This is a genomic window from Streptomyces sp. NPDC057939 (assembly GCF_042887545.1).
Taxonomy (GTDB): Bacteria; Actinomycetota; Actinomycetes; order Streptomycetales; family Streptomycetaceae; genus Streptomyces.
In genome coordinates this window covers 58,279-77,603 of the sequence record NZ_JBHVPG010000023.1, presented here as the reverse complement: position 1 = coordinate 77,603, position 19,325 = coordinate 58,279, and the positions used below count along the sequence as shown (strand labels likewise).

14 protein-coding genes are annotated in these 19,325 nt (G+C 72.2%); 10 read left to right on the top strand and 4 right to left on the bottom strand.

Annotated features, from left to right (window positions below; translation table 11 throughout):
• Nucleotides 1-18 precede the first annotated feature (18 nt).
• The 5 genes from asnB (at nt 19) to ACFVS6_RS24095 (ending at nt 5,562) form a co-directional block, all read left to right on the top strand.
• On the top strand, nt 19-1,818 hold the full coding sequence (gene asnB, locus ACFVS6_RS24115; RefSeq protein WP_389706764.1) for an asparagine synthase (glutamine-hydrolyzing): 1,800 nt from the start codon (nt 19-21) through the stop codon (nt 1,816-1,818).
• 9 nt (nt 1,819-1,827) lie between these two features.
• Complete coding sequence (locus tag ACFVS6_RS24110; protein ID WP_389706762.1) at nt 1,828-2,649, top strand: hypothetical protein; 822 nt, start codon at nt 1,828-1,830, stop codon at nt 2,647-2,649.
• A gap of 10 nt (nt 2,650-2,659) precedes the next feature.
• The gene (locus ACFVS6_RS24105) at nt 2,660-3,574 is read left to right on the top strand and encodes an aminotransferase class IV (RefSeq protein WP_389706760.1); all 915 of its coding nucleotides are present in this window, start codon (nt 2,660-2,662) and stop codon (nt 3,572-3,574) included.
• On the top strand, nt 3,562-4,512 hold the full coding sequence (locus ACFVS6_RS24100; RefSeq protein WP_389706758.1) for an AEC family transporter: 951 nt from the start codon (nt 3,562-3,564) through the stop codon (nt 4,510-4,512). The genes ACFVS6_RS24105 and ACFVS6_RS24100 overlap by 13 nt, the downstream gene beginning before the upstream one ends.
• 78 nt (nt 4,513-4,590) lie before the next feature.
• Nucleotides 4,591-5,562, top strand: a complete 972-nt coding sequence (locus ACFVS6_RS24095) for a TauD/TfdA dioxygenase family protein (RefSeq protein WP_389706756.1) — start codon at nt 4,591-4,593, stop codon at nt 5,560-5,562.
• 22 nt (nt 5,563-5,584) lie between these two features.
• On the opposite strand, the gene ACFVS6_RS24090 is transcribed toward ACFVS6_RS24095, so the two are convergent.
• Nucleotides 5,585-6,676, bottom strand: coding sequence for a PP2C family protein-serine/threonine phosphatase (locus ACFVS6_RS24090; protein WP_389706754.1), 1,092 nt, complete (start codon nt 6,674-6,676; stop codon nt 5,585-5,587).
• Between the two features lie 145 nt (nt 6,677-6,821).
• Nucleotides 6,822-7,484, bottom strand: coding sequence for a deoxynucleoside kinase (locus ACFVS6_RS24085; RefSeq protein ID WP_389706752.1), 663 nt, complete (start codon nt 7,482-7,484; stop codon nt 6,822-6,824).
• Nucleotides 7,485-7,911: 427 nt separating this feature from the next.
• On the opposite strand from ACFVS6_RS24085, the gene ACFVS6_RS24080 reads away from it, so the two are divergent.
• The 5 genes from ACFVS6_RS24080 to ACFVS6_RS24060 all read left to right on the top strand — a co-directional run bounded on the left by ACFVS6_RS24080 (nt 7,912) and on the right by ACFVS6_RS24060 (nt 14,466).
• On the top strand, nt 7,912-8,127 hold the full coding sequence (locus tag ACFVS6_RS24080) for a DUF6243 family protein (RefSeq protein ID WP_389706750.1): 216 nt from the start codon (nt 7,912-7,914) through the stop codon (nt 8,125-8,127).
• Between the two features lie 286 nt (nt 8,128-8,413).
• Nucleotides 8,414-9,703, top strand: a complete 1,290-nt coding sequence (locus tag ACFVS6_RS24075; RefSeq protein ID WP_389706748.1) for an MFS transporter — start codon at nt 8,414-8,416, stop codon at nt 9,701-9,703.
• Nucleotides 9,700-11,577: an alpha/beta hydrolase family protein gene (locus ACFVS6_RS24070; RefSeq protein WP_389706746.1), complete on the top strand. Its 1,878-nt coding sequence runs from the start codon at nt 9,700-9,702 to the stop codon at nt 11,575-11,577. The genes ACFVS6_RS24075 and ACFVS6_RS24070 overlap by 4 nt, the downstream gene beginning before the upstream one ends.
• A 303-nt stretch (nt 11,578-11,880) precedes the next feature.
• Nucleotides 11,881-13,782 carry a RiPP maturation radical SAM C-methyltransferase gene (locus tag ACFVS6_RS24065; RefSeq protein ID WP_389706744.1) on the top strand — a complete coding sequence of 634 codons (1,902 nt, stop codon included), beginning with the start codon at nt 11,881-11,883 and terminating at the stop codon, nt 13,780-13,782.
• A 24-nt stretch (nt 13,783-13,806) separates the two neighbouring features.
• Nucleotides 13,807-14,466: a DUF5825 family protein gene (locus ACFVS6_RS24060; RefSeq protein ID WP_389706742.1), complete on the top strand. Its 660-nt coding sequence runs from the start codon at nt 13,807-13,809 to the stop codon at nt 14,464-14,466.
• Between the two features lie 63 nt (nt 14,467-14,529).
• Here ACFVS6_RS24060 and ACFVS6_RS24055 read toward each other — a convergent pair whose 3' ends face one another.
• Nucleotides 14,530-18,336 (bottom strand): CHAT domain-containing protein, encoded by a 3,807-nt coding sequence (locus ACFVS6_RS24055; protein WP_389706740.1) that lies wholly within the window; start codon nt 18,334-18,336, stop codon nt 14,530-14,532.
• Entirely contained in the window at nt 18,333-19,307 is a 975-nt protein-coding gene (locus ACFVS6_RS24050) for a hypothetical protein (protein WP_389706738.1), read from the bottom strand. The genes ACFVS6_RS24055 and ACFVS6_RS24050 overlap by 4 nt, the downstream gene beginning before the upstream one ends.
• Nucleotides 19,308-19,325 lie beyond the last annotated feature (18 nt).

Genomic DNA, 19,325 nt, shown 5'->3' with positions numbered 1-19,325 from the left:
CAGACAGAGGTCACCAGCATGTGCCGCATCTACGGCCACTTCGGCGGGGAGCCCGTCGACCGCGACGTCCTGCACGCCGTCGCACGGGCGATGCACCACGGCGGTCCCGACGACCGGACCGTCCACACCGCCGCCACCTGGGCACTGGGCAACAACCGCCTCGCCGTCCAGGGGATCGACCACGGACGCCAACCCTTCGTCCTGGGCGACATGACGTGCGTGTTCAACGGAGAGATCTACAACCACCGCGAACTGCGCGCCGAACTCGTCGCGGCGGGACACACCTTCGAGGGCGACTGCGACGGCGACGTCCTGCTGCCCCTGTACGAACGCCACGGGGACGACTTCGTCTCCCGCCTCGAAGGCATGTTCGCCATCGCCGTCGTCGACCGCCGCGCCGAACCCTGTCTGAAGCTCTTCAACGACCACGCCGGCATGAAGTCCCTGTTCTACTACCTCTCCGCCGACGGCCGCCGGCTCTGCTTCGCCTCGGAACTCCAGGCCCTGTCCCGGTTCCCCGACTTCCCCGACGCCCTCGACCCGCTCGCCATCGACCGCTACCTCGGCGGCAGGGCCGTCTGGGGCCCGGACACCGTCTACGCCAAGGTCCGCACCATGGTCCCCGGCACCACCCTGCGCTTCGCCGACGGACGCCTCACCCTCACCCGGACCCCGCTGTCACCCGACGAACAGCACGGGCCCGACGCGATGCCCGACCTCGGCGCGGCAGCCGAGCTCCTCGACGGGACGCTGCGCCACGAACTCGCCCGCATGCTCGACGCGGACGTCCCCGTCTGCGTCATCACCAGCGGCGGCCTCGACTCCAGCTACACATCGGCCATCGCCGCCGGCATCGTCCCCGACCTGGCCTCCTTCAACGTCGCCTACCGGGGCGACTGGCCGGCCGACGAACGACACTTCGCCGAGGAGGCGGCCCGCCACAGCGGCACCCGCCACCACCAGGTCCTGCTCGACCCCGCGGACTTTCCCTCCCTCGTCGACCGCTTCGTCCGTCACCTCGACCAGCCGAACAACGCCCCGCACAGCCTCAGCACCTTCGCCCTGTTCGAAGCGATCCACCAGGCCGGGTTCAAGGTCGCCCTCACCGGCGACGGCGCCGACGAACTCTTCGGCGGCTACGCCCGCTTCGTCAAGGCGGCGCGCGACGACTCCGCGACCTGGCACCGCGGCTACCAGGACACCTTGGCCGCCATCGGCACCAGCACCCTCGCGCGGCTCTACACCCCTGCCCACCGCGCCCACCTCGCCGCGAACGGCGGTCTCTTCGGCGACCGCACCGGCGACGAACTCGACCGCCGGGTCCGCTCGGGAAAGCTCGACAAACTGGAAACGCTGCTGCGCTACGACCAGTTCGAACGCTTCCCGTACTACATCCTGCGCCGGGTCGACCACCTGAGCATGGCCCACTCCGTGGAAGCCAGGATCCCCTTCCTCCAACCGTCCGTGATGCGCCTCGCCCACGCCCTGCCCGCCGCCCTCAAGGTCGTCGGCGACACCGTCAAGGCGCCCGTTTCCGAAGCCGCCCGGCGCTGGGTCCCCAGGAGCGTCATCGACCGGCCCAAGCAGCCCTTCACCCTCCCCATCGCGGCGATGATCAAGCCCGGCGAGGCGCTGCACGAACTGATCGGCGACACCCTCCTCGCCCCCGGCGCCCGCTACCGGGACCACGTCCGCCAGGACGTCGTACACGACCTGTTCCGCATGCAGTCCGAGAACCCGGGCGCGCACACCGCGGAAGTCCTCTGGTCCTTGCTGATGCTCGAAACCTGGCTCTCCGCCAGGAACCTCAACCCGTAGGAGACAGACATGTCGCAGTCCACCCCGCCCATCCGCTCGCTGCTGGCAGGCGTCACCAAGGACGACATCCGCCGTGACCCGTTCCCGCACATCGTGATCAGCGACGCGCTGCCCCAACCCCTGTACGACGCGCTGGCCGCCTCCATGCCCGACGTCGAGTACATCGGCACGCGGATCGGCAAGGAGATCACGTCGAACGAGCGCTACAACTACATGTCCGAACACATCCTCCAGGACGAGGCGACGGCCCAGGTGTGGAAGGACTTCGTCACCTACCACGCGTCGCCCGAGTTCTACGCCCAGTTCCTCGACCTGTTCGAGGACGACCTGCTAGCCAACCTCCCCGACGCCGAGAAGCAGTGCGGCCCCCTGCGCGACCTGCGCGTCGGCCGCCGCAACCACGACGGCTTCGACACGCACGACATCCTCATGGACTGCACCGCCGTCATCAATTCGGCCGTGACCGGCCGGCCCTCCGCCTACCGCGGCCCCCACGTGGACAAGCCCTACAAGCTCTTCGGCGGACTCTTCTACATGCGCCTCGCCGAGGACGACGCCATCGGCGGCGACCTCGTCCTCTACAAGTACCGTGAGGGCGCCCACAAGTTCACCACCAGCGCCTCCGAGTACGGCGACAACCGGTTCGACATCGATCCGCGGTACGTCGAGGAGGTCGCCACCGTCCCGTACCGGAGCAACACGCTCGTGATGTACCCCATCAACCCGCTGGCCCTGCACGGTGTGTCGGTGCGCAGCCTCACACCGCACCAGCGGCGCTTCGTCGCCCTCGTCGGTGATCTCCAGAACCCGCTCTTCGACCTTGCGCTCTGAGGTGCCCCCCTTGCTTCCCTTCGACCAGCGAACCGGTCACATCTGGCTCGACGGCCGCCTCGTGGACTGGGCCGACGCCAAGATCCACGTCCTCACCCACGGCCTGCACTACGCCAGCAGCGTCTTCGAAGGCGTCCGCGTCTACGGCGGCGCCCCCTTCATGCTCCGTGAACACCTCGCGCGGCTGCGGACCTCGGCACGGATCCTCGACTTCGACCTCGAACACGACGAGGAGACCCTCCACCGGGCCACCCTCGACGTCGTCGCCAAGGCCGGCATCACCGAGGGCTACGTCCGCATCAACGCCTGGCGCGGCTCCGAGGTCATCCAGACGGCCGCGCTGCGCACCTCCGTGCACACCTCCGTGGCCGCGTGGGAGATCCCGGCGGGCTACTACGCCGCGGCCGACGCCCTCCGGACGGGCATCTCCCTCGTGACGGCCGAATACCGCAGGCCGTCCCCGCGCCACGCCCCGGTCAAGAGCAAGGCCGCCGGGAACTACATGATCGGTACGGTCAGCAAGAACCACGCCCTGCGGGCCGGCTTCGACGACGCCCTGCTCCTCGACGACGAGGACAACATCGTCGAGGCCACCGGCGCCCACGTCTTCTTCACCCGGGGCGGCACCCTCCACACGCCGACCACGCGGTGCACCATCGACGGCATCACCAGGGCCTGCGTCCTGGCCATCGCCGACCACGAGGGCATCCCGTACGAGATCGGTGACCTGGGCGGCGACTTCCCCGCCGAGGCCGACGGAGCCTTCATCTGCGGCACCGCCTGCGAGATCCTCCCGGTCGCACGCATCGACGACCAGCACTACGACCTGACCGGGAACGACGTGATCGGACGGCTCATCACCGGCTACCACGACCTGATCGCGGGCCGGAGCCCGGTGGAAGTGCCGAACGCATGGGGGCGGTAACCGCCCTGGAGAAGCTGCTGCCGGTGGTCCTGGCCTTCGGCTGCGGCGTCCTCCTCGCACGACGCAAGGTGGTACCGGCCGAAAGCTCCAAGGTCTTCGCCGACTACGCCTTCCTCTTCGCGGTGCCCTGCTACCTGTTCGGCAACATCTACGCCAGCGACCTGGCCGCCCTCTTCGACTGGCGGGCGATCGGCGGCTACGCGGCCACCGCCGCCTGCGCGGTGGTCGTGGTGGGCACCGCGGCCCGGATGTTCGGCGTGCTGGACCCCCGGGGCGTCGCCCTGCGCATCATGGCGGGCGTCCAGGTGAACACCGCGTACTTCGCCGTACCGGTGTTCATCATGCTCTTCGGGAACGCCGCGCCGATCTTCCCCGTGCTGCTGTTCCAGGTCTGCGTGCTGTCCCTCGTCGTCATCTCGATCATGGAGCTGGGCCGGCCGGAGCGCACCGGCGGGCCCGGCGCGCGCCTGGCCCGCGCGGTCGGCGCCTCGCTGGTGACGCCCGTCGTCCTCGCGTGCAACGCGGGGATCGTGCTGAACCTGCTGTCGGTGCGACTGCCGGAGGCCGTCCTGGACAGCTTCGCGTTCGTGGGCGACAGCGCCTCCCCGGTGGCCCTCTTCGCGCTCGGCCTGCACCTGGGCGGAGCCGGCCTCACCCTGCGGGGCACCACGGCGGAGGAGGTGTGGCTCGTCGCCTTCAAATGCCTGGTCTTCCCCTTCATGGCGTGGGCGGTGTGCCGCCACGTCTTCGGCGTCGAAGGCGACTGGCTCGCCTACCTGGTGCTGATCGCCGCGATGCCCGCCCCGCAGAACCTGTTCATCTTCGCGCAGCGCTACGACGTCGACGTGGCCCTGTCCGCGGAACTCGTCGTCAAGAGTTCCCTGGCGTCGCTGCTCGTGCTGCCCCTGTGGGTGCAGTGGACCGTCCACTTCGGCTGAGGCCGATGCGGCCGGTCCCGCACCGCGAACCCGAACCCCTTACCCCTCACCCCACCATCCGAGAGGTGGATCCCGACCGTGACCCAGACAACCCAGGCAGCTCCGACCACCCGGATCACCGTCCGGCAGATCGCCGGACACATAGGCGCCGAGGTCTCCGGCGTGGACCTGCGGGAGGACCTCGACGACGCCACCGTTGCCGAGATCCGCAGGGCCGTGCTCACGCACCGCGTCGTCTTCTTCCGCGGGCAGCGGCTCGACCACGCCCGCCACGTGGCCTTCGGCCGCCGCTTCGGCGCCCTCACCCGCCGCCCCGGCAGCAAGCACGGCGTCTCGCCCGAGGGCTTCCCCGAGATCCTCACGGTGGACGCCAAGGCGGACGTCGAGCGCTACGGCAAGAACTTCGAGGAGCACTACCGGCGCAAGTGGGTCTCCCCGATCGCCGGCTGGCACAGCGACCTCACCCAGGCGGTCAACCCGCCGGACCTGTCGATCCTGCGCGCCGAGACCACCCCGCCCTTCGGCGGCGACACCCAGTGGACCAACACCGTCGCCGCCTACGAGGCACTCTCGCCGCAGCTGCGCGACCTCGTGGACTCGCTCAGGGCCGAGCACGCCTTCTTCACCGGCGTCCACCTGCGCCACTCCGACCCCCGTGACCGGGAGATCCTCGACATCTACTGCAAGGACCCCCAGGTCGCCGTCCACCCCGTGGTCCGCGTACACCCCGAAACGGGGGAGCGGGCGCTGTTCGTCAGCCCCGGCTCCACCACCCGGATCGTCGGCTTCAGCGAGATCGAGAGCCGCCACCTGCTGGACCTGCTGTTCCAGCACATGACCGGCGCCGAGTACACGGTCCGCTTCCGGTGGGAGCCGGGCAGCATCGCCTTCTGGGACAACCGGAGCACCTGCCACTTCGCCCCCACCGACTTCGGCCACCTCGACGTCGACCGGGTCATGCACCGCGTCACCGTCCTCGGGGAGCCCGCGACCGGACCCGACGGGTTCACCTCGGAGCTGGTCGCGGGCGACCGGCTGGAGGCCTGGTAGCCCTACGCGGTGGCGGGGCGCCTCAGGGCAGCCTCAGCCGCACGGCGAGTGCGGCGACGTCGTCGTCGAGGCGCCCCCGGCTGTAGTGCAGGAGGTCCCGGTGCAGGGCCGAGAGCAGTTCGCGGGGCGGCGTCGGGGGTTGGCGCCCCATCCAGGCCGCCAACGGGAAGAACTCGCCGTCGCGGGCCCGGGCCTCGGCGATCCCGTCGGTGTAGAGGAGCAGCAGGTCGCCGGGGGCGAAGTCGAAGGTGTCGACGTTGTAGTGATCGCCGATCAGCTCCGCGAGGCTGAGCAGGGGCGAGGGGGTCATGGACTCCAGGACACGGATCCGTTTCTCGCCCAGCAGCAGCGGCGGCGGGTGACCGCAGTTGAGGATGACGATGCGCTGTTCCTCGTGCGGGATCTCGGCGAGAAGGGCGGTGGCGAAGCGCTCCATCGGCTCGTCGGAGGGGAAGGCGGCGTTGTAGCGGGCGCTGCTGGCGTCCATCCTGCGCGCGATGTCGACCAGGTCGGCCTCGCCGTAGGCCGCCTCCCGGAACGCGTTGACGATCGCGGCGGCCGCCCCCACCGCCGGCAGCCCCTTGCCGCGCACGTCACCGATGAGCAGCCGGATGCCGAACGGCGTGTCGGCGACCTCGTAGAAGTCCCCGCCGATGCGCGCCTCCGCCGCGGCCGCGAGGTACAGCGACTCGATCTCGACGTTCCCGAAGCGGCGCGGCATGGGGCTGAGGACCACCTGCTGCGCCGCGTCCGCGACGAGCCGCACCTGGAGGAGGGTGCGCTCCCGTTGGAGCCGCAGGTGGCTCCCGTACGCGGCGGCCACGGTGACGGCGATGATCCCCGCGGCCGTCCACCACGTCCCCAGGTCGGGGAAGACGAGGCCGAGGCCGATCATCAGGCAGAGGCACACCGTCCCGAGCAGGACGGTCGGCAGGACGGGCCACATCGCGGCCGCGAGTGCCGGCGCCGCCGGCAGGAGACGACTGAAGGCCATCTCCGGCGGAGTGGCGTAGGCCAGGCTCGCGATCACGACGGTCAGAATGATCGGCGACAGTCGTACGAGCGTCCCCCGGCCGTAACGCCGACGGAGCCGCGGCCGTCCAGACTCGATCACACACCCACCATAAGTGCGGGGTGGTGCTGCGTCCTCCGGTGGAGCGTCCCCGGGCGCCGGTGCCCCGGGACGCGGCCCGGGTGCCGGGGGCACGGGCCTCCCGACACCTTGGGGAACGTGTGTTCGAAATGGGCGCCGTCGAGCCTCAGGCGGTGCGGCGGCCCGCCTCCAGGGCGTCCTTGACCTGCTGTGCCACGCGGGCCGCGTCCTCGGGGTTGTTCACCACGTCCGTGCGGCTCATGTCCACGACGAGGACATCGCTGGCCGAGTAGTGCTCGTGCACCCACTCGTCGTAGCCGGACCACAGGGTCCGGTAGTACTCGACGAGGCCCGCGTCCTGCTCGAAATCGCGGCCCCGCAGTCCGATGCGGTGCAGCACCGTCTCGAAGTCCGCCTTGAGGTAGACCATGAGGTCGGGCGCCTTGCGGTAGGGCAGGCCGTCGATCTCGCGCATCATCTCGTCGAGCAGTCCCTCGTACACCTGCATCTCGAGGGAGCTGATCCGGCCCAGATCGTGGTTGACCTTGGCGAAGTACCAGTCCTCGTAGATGGACCGGTCGAGGACGTTGTCGTCCTGCTTGTACGCCTCCTTGATCGAGGCGAACCGCGTCCGTAGGAAGTGGAGCTGGAGCAGGAAGGGGTACCGCTTCGCCTGGATCTCCTCGGGGCTCGCCGTGTAGAAGAGCGGGAGGATCGGGTTGTCTTCCACGCTCTCGTAGAAGACCTGGCTGCCGAGCTCCTTGGCGAGCAGCTCGGCCACGCTCGTCTTGCCGATCCCGATCATGCCTCCGACGCAGATCACTGGCATACCTCACTTCTCCCGGGGGTCTTCTGTTCGTCGGCGGGCGGGTGGACCGGGCACACCACACCAGCGCAACGCATGCCTGCGGTCACTCGATTCCCCCAAGATCCTCGTGACCTGCGTCGGGGGTCCTTCGTCCGGATCGACGAGTCGCCGTCCCGCGGCCGCCATGAATCATAAGTGAAGACTCGGCCCGCACCGGCCGGAGCGCGGGGCCGTCGGGGTCCACGACGGCGGGGGCCCTGTCGACGTCGGGGCGGAGGTGGGGTTGGTGTGCGGGGCCGGGGGAACCGGGTAACGTCTTTGTCATGTTCTTCCAGAGGCCGATTTACGAGTGAGGGCGTGATGGGCCCCTGCTGACGTCCCCCGACGTCACCGCCCGTCCCCCACCGATCGCTCCGTGGATCACTCCACATCACTACCGGGAGAACCCGTGACCGACAGCAAGAACATCAACAACCCCGTGGGTCAGGGCGGCGGCCCGCGCAAGCGGCTGTCCCGCGCCGAACGGCAGAACAACGGCCCGCACCGCAACCGCGACCGCCAGGGCGCGGCCGACCAGAAGGCCGAGCTGGTCCGCAAGATGCGCGAGAAGGCGGCCGCGGCCGAGGCCGCCGCGCAGGCCGGCGACGACGCCGCGCAGGGCTGACGCGCCGCCGCTGCGGGCGGCACAGGGGGCAGGGCCCGGACCGCGACGCGCGGCCCGGGCCCTGCCCTCGTATCGGGTCCTCGCCCCCCGGGGGAGCCCGCGCCGGGCGCGGCCGGCACCCCCGGAAAACCCTGTTCCTTGATCCAGAATTACATTCGAACGAAGTGTTGTAAGGGGTGTCCGCGTTCGATACGATCGCAACCCTCAACGGCCGTACGTACCACATATCAATGGGGGGTATTGTGGGTTCGTTCGTGTCAGCAATATCCGCCGAGCGGGATTCCTGATGGGAGAGGCCGAGGAGAAATTAGAACCCTCCGGCCCCTTATTACCCGACTTATCGCCCGACGTTTTATTACCCGAAGCCGAGCGTCGATCCACATCCCCTCTGCGCAGCCGGGATTTCCTGCTCTTCTGGACGGCGGGCGCCGTCGACGGTCTCGGCACCTGCGCTTCCTCCCTCTTCCTCCCGCTGATCCTGCTGGGCGCCGGACATTCGGCCGGTCTCGCCGGCCTCGTCGCCTCGGTGGCACTCGTCAGCGGACTGGTGGTCTCGCCGATCGCGGGCGTCTTCGCCGACCGGTGGCCCCGCAAGCCCATGATGTACGCGGCCGCCCTCGTCGCGGCCTGCGCCATGGGATCGGTGTTCGTCACCGTGGCCCTCGGCCACGTCCTCCTCGTCCACGTCCTCGTCGCCGCAGCGGTCGAGCAGGCCGCCAGTGCCACCTACGGCGCCGCCGCCTCCGGGACGATCCGTCGGCTGGTGCCGCCCGAGGGGTACACCCGGGCGATCGGATACCTGCAGGCACGGGACCAGGCCGTGCAGATCGTCGGGCCGACATTGGGCGGCGTCCTGTACCAACTGTCGCGGTGGGTGCCGCTCCTCGCGGACGCGGTCTCGTTCCTGCTGGTGGCGGTGTTGAGCAGGGCGATCCGCACGGACCTGACGCCCGAACGCGGGGGCCCGGCCGAGCCGTTCACCCGTGAGCTCGCCGAAGGGCTCCGCTTCGTGTGCGCCGAGCCCTTCCTGCGCTTCGTGGTGGTGTGGACCGCGGGGATCAACGCGCTCCTCGGCGCGCTGTACTTCCACGCGGTGTTCGCCTCCCACGCCCAGGGCGCCAGCCCCTCCTCGATCGGGCTCATCCTCACCCTGGCGGGCGTCGGCGGGCTGCTCGGCGCACTCGCCGCCCCGTGGCTGGTGCGGCGGGTCCCGGCCGCACTGATCGTGACGGCCGCCTCGTGGGTCATGGTGCCGACCGCGGCCGGGCTCGCGTTCGCGACCCGGACCTGGGCCTACGGCCTGCTGCTCGGCGGGGTGTCGTTGATCGTGCCGTCCGTGGTGGTCGTACTCCAGACCCGGGCGGTGCTGGCCACCCCCGACCGGCTGCTCGCCCGGATGGGGACGGTACTGGGCACCGCCGGCCAGGGCGTCGCGGTGCTCGCCCCACTGGCGGCGGGGGTCCTGGTGGCGCAGTACGGGGGACGCGCCGTCGCACTCGGGTGCGCGGGCGCGTTCGCCGGGCTGGCCCTGTACGCGACCTCCAGAGCCGCCCTCGTCGTGGAGGAGGCGCCGTGACGCGCCCCGGACCGACGACGGCCACGCGCACGTACGGCGTCTACCGGCCGGTGCTGCCGGTGACCAGCCCCCGCGACCCCGACCGGATGGTGTACACGGGGGACGCCGACGGACGCTGCGAGATCTTCACGTGGGACCGCTCCAAGGGCACCGGCCGACAACTGACCGACCGGCCGCACGGCACACTGCTGTGCGCCATCGACGACGACGAGGTCGTGTGGTGGTTCGACGAGGACCCGGGCGGCAGCGGCGGCTGGCGCATCCAGGACTTCGACGGCGGCCCGGACCGCCCCGCGCTGGTCGGCGTACCGCACGGGCGGCCCGCCGGGCTGGCGCTGGCGGCAGGCGGACTGGTCGCCGTCGGAATCCGGACGCCCGGGGGACTCGCCGTCCACCTGGGGCGGCGGGGCGGCACCGCCGCATCGGTGCTGCGGACGACGGAATCCGGGACGCTGTGCGACCTGGCGCCGGACGGGAGCCTGTTGGCGGTGTCCGGACCCGCGCACTCCGAGCGCGCCGTGACACTGCTGACCCCGGACGGGACCACCGTCGCGGTGCTCTCCGGCACCGGGGAGCGCACCTGGGCGCTCGGCTTCGCGCCCACGGGCGCGCCGCCTGCGGGCACACCGCCCTTACCCGGTCCCGCGCCCCTGCCCGACGCCCCGACCGCCCCGGAACCGAGGCCCGGCCGCACCCTGTTGCTGGTCCTGCGCGAACGGGCCGGCCGCTACCACCTCGGCACCTGGGCCCCCGACCGGGGACTGGAGCTGCTGCCCTGGTGCTCGTTCGACACCGAGACCACCGCCCGCTGGTACCCCGGCCCCGGCAGCACGCGCATCCTGGTCCGACAGGACCGGCACGGCCGCAGCCGACTGTTCACCGCCGACCTGGACCGCGGCGAGTTGACCCCGGTGCCCACCCCGGAGGGCAGCATCCTGGACGCGGCACCGGCCGCCGACGGGGACGTCCACTTCATCTGGACCGACGCGGTGAACGTGCCGCGCGCGCTGACCCTGTCGGGCACGTCCCTGCCCGGGCAGAGCCAGTGGCGGCTCCCGCGGTTCGGCCACCGCCTGGACCTGTGGACCCCCGGCCCCGACGGCCCGGCGCACACCCTGGTCACCACACCCGCCGACCGTCCCGCGCCGCATCCCCTGGTCCTCCTCGTCCACGGCGGCCCGGCCGACCACGACCGCGACGCCTACGACCCCATGGTGCAGGCCCTCGTCGGATCGGGTTACGCCGTGGCGCGCGTCAACTACCGGGGCTCGACGGGCTACGGGCCGCGTTGGCGCTCCGCCTACACCGAGGGAGTCGGCCACACCCAGGTCGCCGACCTGGTGCGGGCCCGCGCCGAGCTGATCGACAGGGGAATCGGCCGTGAGGGCGCCGTGGGCCTGTGCGGCACGTCCTGGGGCGGCTACCTGACCCTGCTGGCCATGGGAACCCGTCCGGACCTCTGGGACGTCGGGGTGGCCGTCAAGCCGCTCGCCGACTGCGCCACGGCCTTCCGGCACTCCACGCCCGCCCTCCAGGCCCTCGACAGCAGGCTGTTCGGCGGCACACCGGACGAGGTGCCCGACGCCTACGCCGGGGCCTCCCCGTCCACGTACGCGGCCGCCATCCGCTCCCCGCTCCTGGTCGTCGCCGCGCGGCGGGACGCCAAGTGCCCACCGGAACAGGTCGAGGCCTACCTGGCCGTCCTGCGCGGCGCCGGGGTCGCCCACGAGCTCATGTGGCTGGACTCCGGCCACGACGGCTACGACGGCGCCGACCACCTGGCCGTGATCCGGCGGTCCCTCAGATTTCTCGGTCGCGGGCTGCCCACGGCGCCCGTGCGGGCCGAGCCGTCCCCACACCCGGAGAGGAGGTGAACAGCATGCAGAAGGACATCATCCACGGCGACCCGCTGGAAGGCGACGAGGAGAGCCGCAAGCCGGGCGTCGGTGTCGTCGTCTACCTCCGCTCCGCGGAGGAGATGGAGGACGAGGACAAGTAGCCGAGCAGCAACGAGGGGCCGGCCACGCACCGCGTGCGCGACCGGCCCCACCGGCCCGGCCGGGAGCCCGACGGCTCCCGGCCGGACACCCGGCGGACCACCGTCGCCGCGCACCGACCCATGAAACCGCGCACCGACCGCATGAACCGCGCACCGATCACATGAGAAGAGGCCAGCCATGCGCGTACTCCTGGTGAACATGCCCTGGGCCCCGATCGACCTTCCGTCGCTGGCTCTCGGAATTCTCAAGCGCAGCGTGGACGAGCGCGTTCCGAACGCCACGGCGGACGTTCTCCACGCCAACATCGAATACGTGGACTGGATCACCAAGAACACGGAATTCACCCTGGAGGACTACTCCTACTACTCACTCGGATCCTATTTCCTGGGCTGCGGCGACTGGGTGTTCTCCTCCGCCCTGTACGACGACCCCAAATGGAGGGTCGCCGAATTCACCGAGGCCATGAGAACTCGGGTGCGCGGGCCCCGCATGGAGATGACGAAGGCGCTGCACGAGACCGCCCCCGATTTCGTCCGGCACATCGCCGAGCGCATCGTCGAACTCGCACCGGACGTGGTCGGATTCACCTCCACCTTCCAGCAGAACACGGCCGCCCTCGCCGCCGCCAAGTACGTCAAGCGCCTCGCCCCGCACATCGTGACGGCCATGGGCGGCGCCAACTGCGACGGCAAGCAGGGCGAGACCGTCCACCGCAACTTCCCCTTCGTCGACCACGTCCTGCGCGGCGAGGGCGAGGTGTCGTTCCCCGCGCTGCTCAGGGCGCTGGACGCCGGCGAGCCGCTGTCGGAGGTCCCGGGCCTGTGCTGGCGCGACACGGACGGTACCTCCGTGGTCAACGCCATGAGCACCAAACCGCTGCCGCCCGCCGCGATCCTCCCGCCCGACTACGCCGGCTACTTCGAGCGCCTCGCCTCCTCCCACGCCCGGAACTGGGTCGAGCCCAAGCTGGTGGTCGAGGGCGCCCGGGGCTGCTGGTGGGGCGAGAAGCACCACTGCACCTTCTGCGGGCTGAACGGATCGTTCATGCAGTTCCGCAGCAAGAGCCCGGACGTGTTCTACGACGAGATCATCGAACTCGCCCGCAAGCACCGGGTCCTGGACATGTACGTCGTCGACAACATCCTGGACATGGGATACGTGAAGACGGTGCTGCCCCGCATCATCGACAGCGGCTTCGACCTGCGCATGCACATCGAGATCAAGTCCAACATGCGCCAGGGGCAACTCCAGACCCTCGCCGACGCGGGCCTGATCTTCGTCCAACCGGGCATCGAGAGCCTCAACAGCCGGGTCCTGACCCTCATGGACAAGGGCGTGACCGGCGGCCAGAACGTCCGCATGCTCCGCGACGCCGCCACCGTGGGCCTTTCGGTCGCCTGGAACTACCTGCACGGTTTCCCCGGCGAGGACGCCGAGGACTACACGGACGTCGTGGCCCAGATGGCCGCCCTGGAACACCTCAACCCGCCGGTCGGACCGTCCTCCCGGATCGCCATCGAGCGGTTCAGCCCGTACTTCAACAACCCCGGTCTCGGCTTCTCCGAACTGCGCGCCGCCGAACCCTACCGGCTCACCTACGACCTCCCCGACGCCGAGATGTTCGACCTGGCGTACGTCTTCGACGTGCCACCGCGCGGCATCGGGGAGGACGTCGTCGAACGCCTCGACGAGGCCATCTCGCACTGGAAGCGGAACTACGCCGGCAGCCGTCTCACCCACTGCGACCTGGAGGACCGCATCGTGCTCGTCAGCAAGCGCCGTGCCTTCGACTGGACGCACCTGGAACTGACCGACCCGTTCGAACTGGCGCTGTTCCGGCTGCTCGACCAGCCGCACACGGTGAAGGCCGCCGCCCGCAAGCTCCACGACGACCACGGCAGGAGCGAGGAGGCGCTGCGGCACGTGCTGACGCGGTGGCGCGCGCTCGGGGTGGTCTTCGAGGACAGCGGGCAGTTCGTGCAGATCGCGCCGCCCGCGCTCAACGAGGAGTTCCTGCGGATCGACTTCATGCGGCACACCTCCGCCCGCGACGCCGAACTCGCCGCCACGACCGCCTGACGACCGCCGGACAGAGGGACGACGATGACTCCAGCACTCACGGGCACCGCGCCCTTCACGGTGACCGCCTCACGGGACTACGACCCCGAGGTGGGCGCCCTGCCCAGCATGTTCCTGGGCCGCTACGAGATCGACCTCACCGGTGGTGAGGCGGCGCGCAGGCTCTTCGCGGCGGGGGCCCGGCACGTCACGCTGCCGCGCCCGGTCGACGTCACCGACCCCGCCGACGCCGCCTGGTCGGTCCGGGCGCTCAGCTTCGTGGGCGACCTGTCCAGCCTGGCCATCTCGGTCGACTGGCAGCTGCACACGGGCCCGGACCCCGAAGCCTGGCGCCACTACGGCCATCTGCACCCGCCGACGGCCGTGCTCGGTACCGCCGACCCCGTCGCGACGGCTCTCGCCTGGCGCAACGCGTACTACATCTGCAAATGCGTCTTCCGGTACGGCCCCGGGTTCGTGCAGGTGCGCGACCGGCGCTACGGCGAACTGCGCCGCTTCACCATCGACGAACCCGAATACCACGAGGCCATCACGGCCCTGACCGACGGCGCCCGCGCCGACGCCATCCCGGGGCCGATCCTGGACGACCTCATGGGGGAGACCCTCGTCCTGCGTCTCGGCGACCACCTGTGGTGGGCCCCGTACCGGGTCCGCCGCTGGTCGGAGGCACCACTGGTGATCTGACCCCCCGGCCCGGCGACGCCCGGCGTCGCCGGGCCGGAGCCGGGCCGGGGGCCGTCGGGGCGTTCAGCGGCCGACGGCCACCAGCCCGGCCCACAGGGCGGGATCGGCGGGGTCGTGGCCGGAGGTCCGCAGCGCGGCCAGCAGTTCGCCGGCGGCCTCGTGGACGGGGGCGGGGAAGGCCCGCTCCACGTTCCGCGCGGGATCGGCCATCCACAACTGGGCCGCGCGCAGGGCCCGTACCGGGGTGTCCCCCTCCCGCATCCGGTGGTGGAAGAGGAGGTCGACCAGCGCCGTGGCGTGCAGTCGGACCGGCCACAGGGAGCCGAGGACGCTGGAGGCGCCGCCCGCCAGGAAGGCCGCCGCCATGGTGAACGACTCGTCGTGGTGGCGCCGGGCCAGGTGGTTGACGCACGAGGCCAGGGACACGCACAGCCCCGGCCCGTCGGGCGCGACGGGGAACCGCTGGGCCGCGATGGTCTGCGCGGAGAGTCGGTCGGCGGCGGGGTCCGGCCCGTCGGCGCGCTCCCCCTCCGGGCGGCCGAAGGCCAGGTAGGACCGCCAGGACTCCGAGGGGTCGGGCATCAGATGGGCGGCCACGTCCACCGTCCCGTGCTCCCGGCAGGCCCGGTGGATCTCCTGGAGCACCGTCGCGGGACGGGTGTCCGCGTCCGGCTCGCCCCCAGGGATCAGCAACCGACCCCGACCGCCGTACAGGAGGTACAGCCCGCGGCTGGAGGAGGCCCGGGCCTGTTTGCCCGTCAGACCGAGGACGAGCAGGGCCGAGTCGCCGGCCCGGGCCGCCGGCCGGGCGGCCGCGACGGCGAACATGCGCGCCGAGGGGGCGGTGGACAGCACGAGCCCCTCGACCGCGGGCCGGCCCCGACCCCCGACGGAGGGCCCCGCCGGGGCGGTGGTGGCGGCCGCCCACGGGACGGCGGCCAGCGACCCCAGCGGCACGAGGACCAGGTGCGGCGGCCGGTTGGGGGTCGGACCGGCCGGAGTCGGTCCGGCCGGAGCAGTACCTGTCGGGGGGGTACCGGTCGGGTCGACGGGGTGCGGCCCGCCCCGGCGCCGGCTCGTCACGGCGCGGCTCAGGGGGCCGGTCACCGCCGCGCCGGCCCAATCGCAGAGCCCGCCGAGCGCGAGCCGCCACGTCCGCCGGGCGGATGCGGACTCCGGGGAGGCCAGCCATGCCTCAAGCGCCCCGAGGTAGCCCTGGAGCACCGAGGTGTCGCCCAGCCCCGGCATGGGCTCCCACCGCACCCGCCCGTCGGAGCCGACCCGCAGCGCGCCGGCCGACCGCGGCCCGGAGTCCGCCGGGAGCAGGTAGACCAACTCGTCCGCGCCGGTCGCCCGAAGCGCGGCCGCGATGTCCGACACCGGAACCGGAGCCGACAACCCGTCGAGCACCCCGTGTTCCTCCAGGACCGTCCGGACCCGGACGCCGAGCTGCTCCGGCACCGGATGGCGTGCGTACGAGTCCCACGGCCCCGCCGCCTCCTCGGGCTCGGGCGCCCGATCCACCCGCGTCGCCCGCCACCGCCGCCACTGCGCCGCGAGGTCGCCCCGGCCCAGTTCCGCGAGCCGGTCCGCCACGTCGACCGTGGCCATCTCGGCGTGCAGGGCGAGCGCCCGGCCGCTCTCCAACACCTCGACGGCTTCCCCGTACGCCCCGTCCTCGACGCACCAGACCGCCACCTCCCGCGCGATGCGCCCCGCGCTCTCGGCGGTCAGGACCGCGTCTCCGGGAAACTCCTGTACCAGGACCCGGGAGGCCAGCATCCGCAGGACGGAACGGCCCACCTCCCGGGCCCGGCCGGCGTCGGACGCGGAGGGCCGGGAGGCGGTCGCCGGCACGGGAGTCGCGAGCAGGTTCAGCAGGTGGCCGAGCGGCCCCTCGGCCGCCACGGGAGTGGGGGCGGCCGTGCGGTGGGCGCGCGCCAGGTGCAGGCGCAGCTGGACGGCGGCCGGGTCGACCGCGCCGGGGCGCTCGGCGCAGCGGGCCTCCAGCCCGCGCAGCACCTCGGCGCGACGGGAGGTGCCCGCGCCGCCCGCGGCCGGGGCCAGGGTCGCCGAGGCGTGGGCGAGGATGCCGCGGACGACCGTCCGCAGCTCCGGCCGGGACGCGACGTCCGCGCGATCGGCGAGGTGGCCGAGGGCTTCGACGCAGGCCCGGACGGCGGCCGGGTCCGACCCGTGCTGGGCCTCGACCGTCGCGGCGAGGAGGTGGTGCATGTCGCGCCCCGCGCGGTGGGGGGAGGCCGGGTCGGTGTGCTCGCAGGCCTCCCGCAGGGCTGCGCGGGCCTCCGTGACGAGCGGGAGCCGGGCATCCCCCCGGTACGGTCCGGCACCGGGTCCGTCGGGGTAGGTGGCGCCGAGCATCAGCGAGTGCCCCAGCGACTCCAGGACGAGGGCCATGGTCTCCGGCGCGTGGTCGGTGCGTTCGGCCGCGAGCTTCCTCGCGGTCGCCAGGTGCAGGCGCAGTTGCTGGTGCACCCGCGCGGAATGCCCCTGCCGCAGGTCCGGGGAGGCGCCCTCGTCGCCCGTCGCGGTGCAGTCCGCGTCGTCGGCGGCCGTGTGGAAGTGGAATCGCAGGTGGACCGAGGCGAGCACGGTGTCGATGTACAACCGGCTCAGGGGGTCCGGGAGTTCCTCCTCGCTGATCCGGCGCAGCAGCGCCAGGGCCGAGCGGATGTCCCCGATCGAGCCTTGGTGGTCGGCGCGCCGGGCGAGCAGTTGCGCGAGCGCCATCAGCAGGGGGACGAGCAGTTCGTGCCCGGGCGGCAGGACGGCGCGGGCGGCGTCGAGCCCGCGGATCACCTCGTCCAACCGGCGCTGCGAGCCCATCTCGACCGCGAGGAGCTGCGTGTGCACGAGCGCGCGAACGGCTGCCGTCTCCGGGAACTCGGCGGTCTCGGGGTCCATGTCCCGCACGGCCTCGTCGAGGGCGTCGGCCGCGTCGCGCAGGTCCAGGCCGGGCACCGTCGCGCCGAGCTGGACGGCCCGCCACAGGTTGCAACCGAACCGGGCGGCGGCCAGTGGGTCGCCCTCCGACTCCTGCCGGACGGCGAGGTCGCGCAGGACCAACGCCTCGATGTCCGTCGCCCGGGAGGCGTCCCCCGCGGTCTTCTGCAGGGTCGCCGCGGCCGCGCCGATGGAACGGGCGAACCTGCGCTGGTCGTCGTCCAGGACACTTCCCGGCTCCGCCAGGGCGTCCGCGTCCGCGAGGGCCTCGTCGATCGCCGCGAGCCCGGCACCGTCCCCGTACTCGGCGAGGCGCACGGTGGCGAGGGCGCGCCGCAGCAGCCACTGGTCACGACGCCGGTCCCCGACGGGCAGCACCTCCAGGGCCTCGGCCGCCAACGCGCGGTGTGCGGCGCGGCCCTTCGAGAAGCGGGCCCGGGCGTCCTGGGGGCCGATGCCGTCACGGCGCGAGGACAGGTGGCGCCGGTGCCGGTCGGTCTCCTCGTGGACCTGGTCCAGCCCGGCGAGGAGATCCAGGAAGAGCTCGCGGGCGCTCGCGTCGTCGGCGGCGGCCGCGTCGCCGTGGTCGTCCCGGCGCCGGGGAAACAGGACCCGGAAGGGGGCGAGGCAGTCATGGGCGCGGCGCAGCCATGATTCGAGGGCGTCCAGGCGGGCGACGACCGGTCGGTCGGCGCGCGCGTGGGAGGCGGCGCAGGCGGCGCCCACTCGGCCCACGGAGTCGTACCAGTCCTCCAGGACCTGGAGGTCCTCGACCCGGTAGTCCTCGTCGCGGGGCGGCACGTCGAGGCGGAGGACGGCGTCGGCCCGCGCGCTGCTGCCGGCGAGCGTCGCGGTGAGGTCCCCGTCGGGATCCGGCCCTGTGGCGGGTCGCGTGTAGTCGATCACTGCGGGCGCTCCTCGGCTGCTGGTTCGGGGCGTTCGAAGACCACCGTGAACGGTTCGTGGTCCTTGCGGCTCAGATGGGCGGTGAGCGTCGCCCCGCCGGCCCGCTCGGTCGCGGTGTCGGCGGGCAGCGGCCAACAGGCGGCCCGGTAGAGCGGATCGCGGTGGCGCAGCACGGCGGCCTCGACCGTGTCGGCGTAGTCGTCGACGCTGTTCCCGAGGCCCTGGAGCAGGATCAGCGTCACCACGCCGGCGGCTCCGGCCGCGACGGCGGCGGGCCACGCGCCGACCCGGTCGAGGAAGGCGCACGCCACGGCCGCCAGTACGGTGATCAAGGACCACAGGAGGTTCCGGGCCCGGCCCAGAACCAGCTCGGAGGACTGCTCCAGCTCACGTCTCGCCGAATCGTCGAAGACCTGCTGGAGGGTGGGCCAGCAGAGGTTCACGTCGATCCCGTGCCGTGCCAGGACCCGCTCGGACATCGCTGCGAAGCTGTTGCCGATCCGGGTCGGCAGCAGGGCCGCGTCGCTCTCGGGCATCCGGCGCAGCGTCGCGAGCGCCCGTGCCACCGATGCCGCCGACGCCGGGCGCGCGTCGCCGCTCTGGCCGGAGACGCGCAGCAGTCGTTCCTTGCGGAGCGTGCGGCCGGCGAGCAGCAGCGCACCGGGGAGCCCGAGCGGAACGAGCGTTCCGGACAGCAGCCGCAGCAGCGGGAACGCGAGCGCGGACACCACGAGCGAGGCGCCGACGGCCGTGACCAGCAGCAGGACGGCCGCGGCGGTCAACGCCGGCGCGCCGCCCTCGCGCAGGTCGCACGCCGCGCGGGTGAGGCCCGTACCCGGGCAGACACCGGCCGGCGGTACCCAGGGCCGCAGCAGCAGGACGAGTACGGCGGCGAAGGCGTACGCGCCACCGCTGATCAGTGCGGTCCAGCGTTTGGCCGGACCGGACGCGAGTACGGACATGACGCCCATGGCGGACCCCCTCCATGC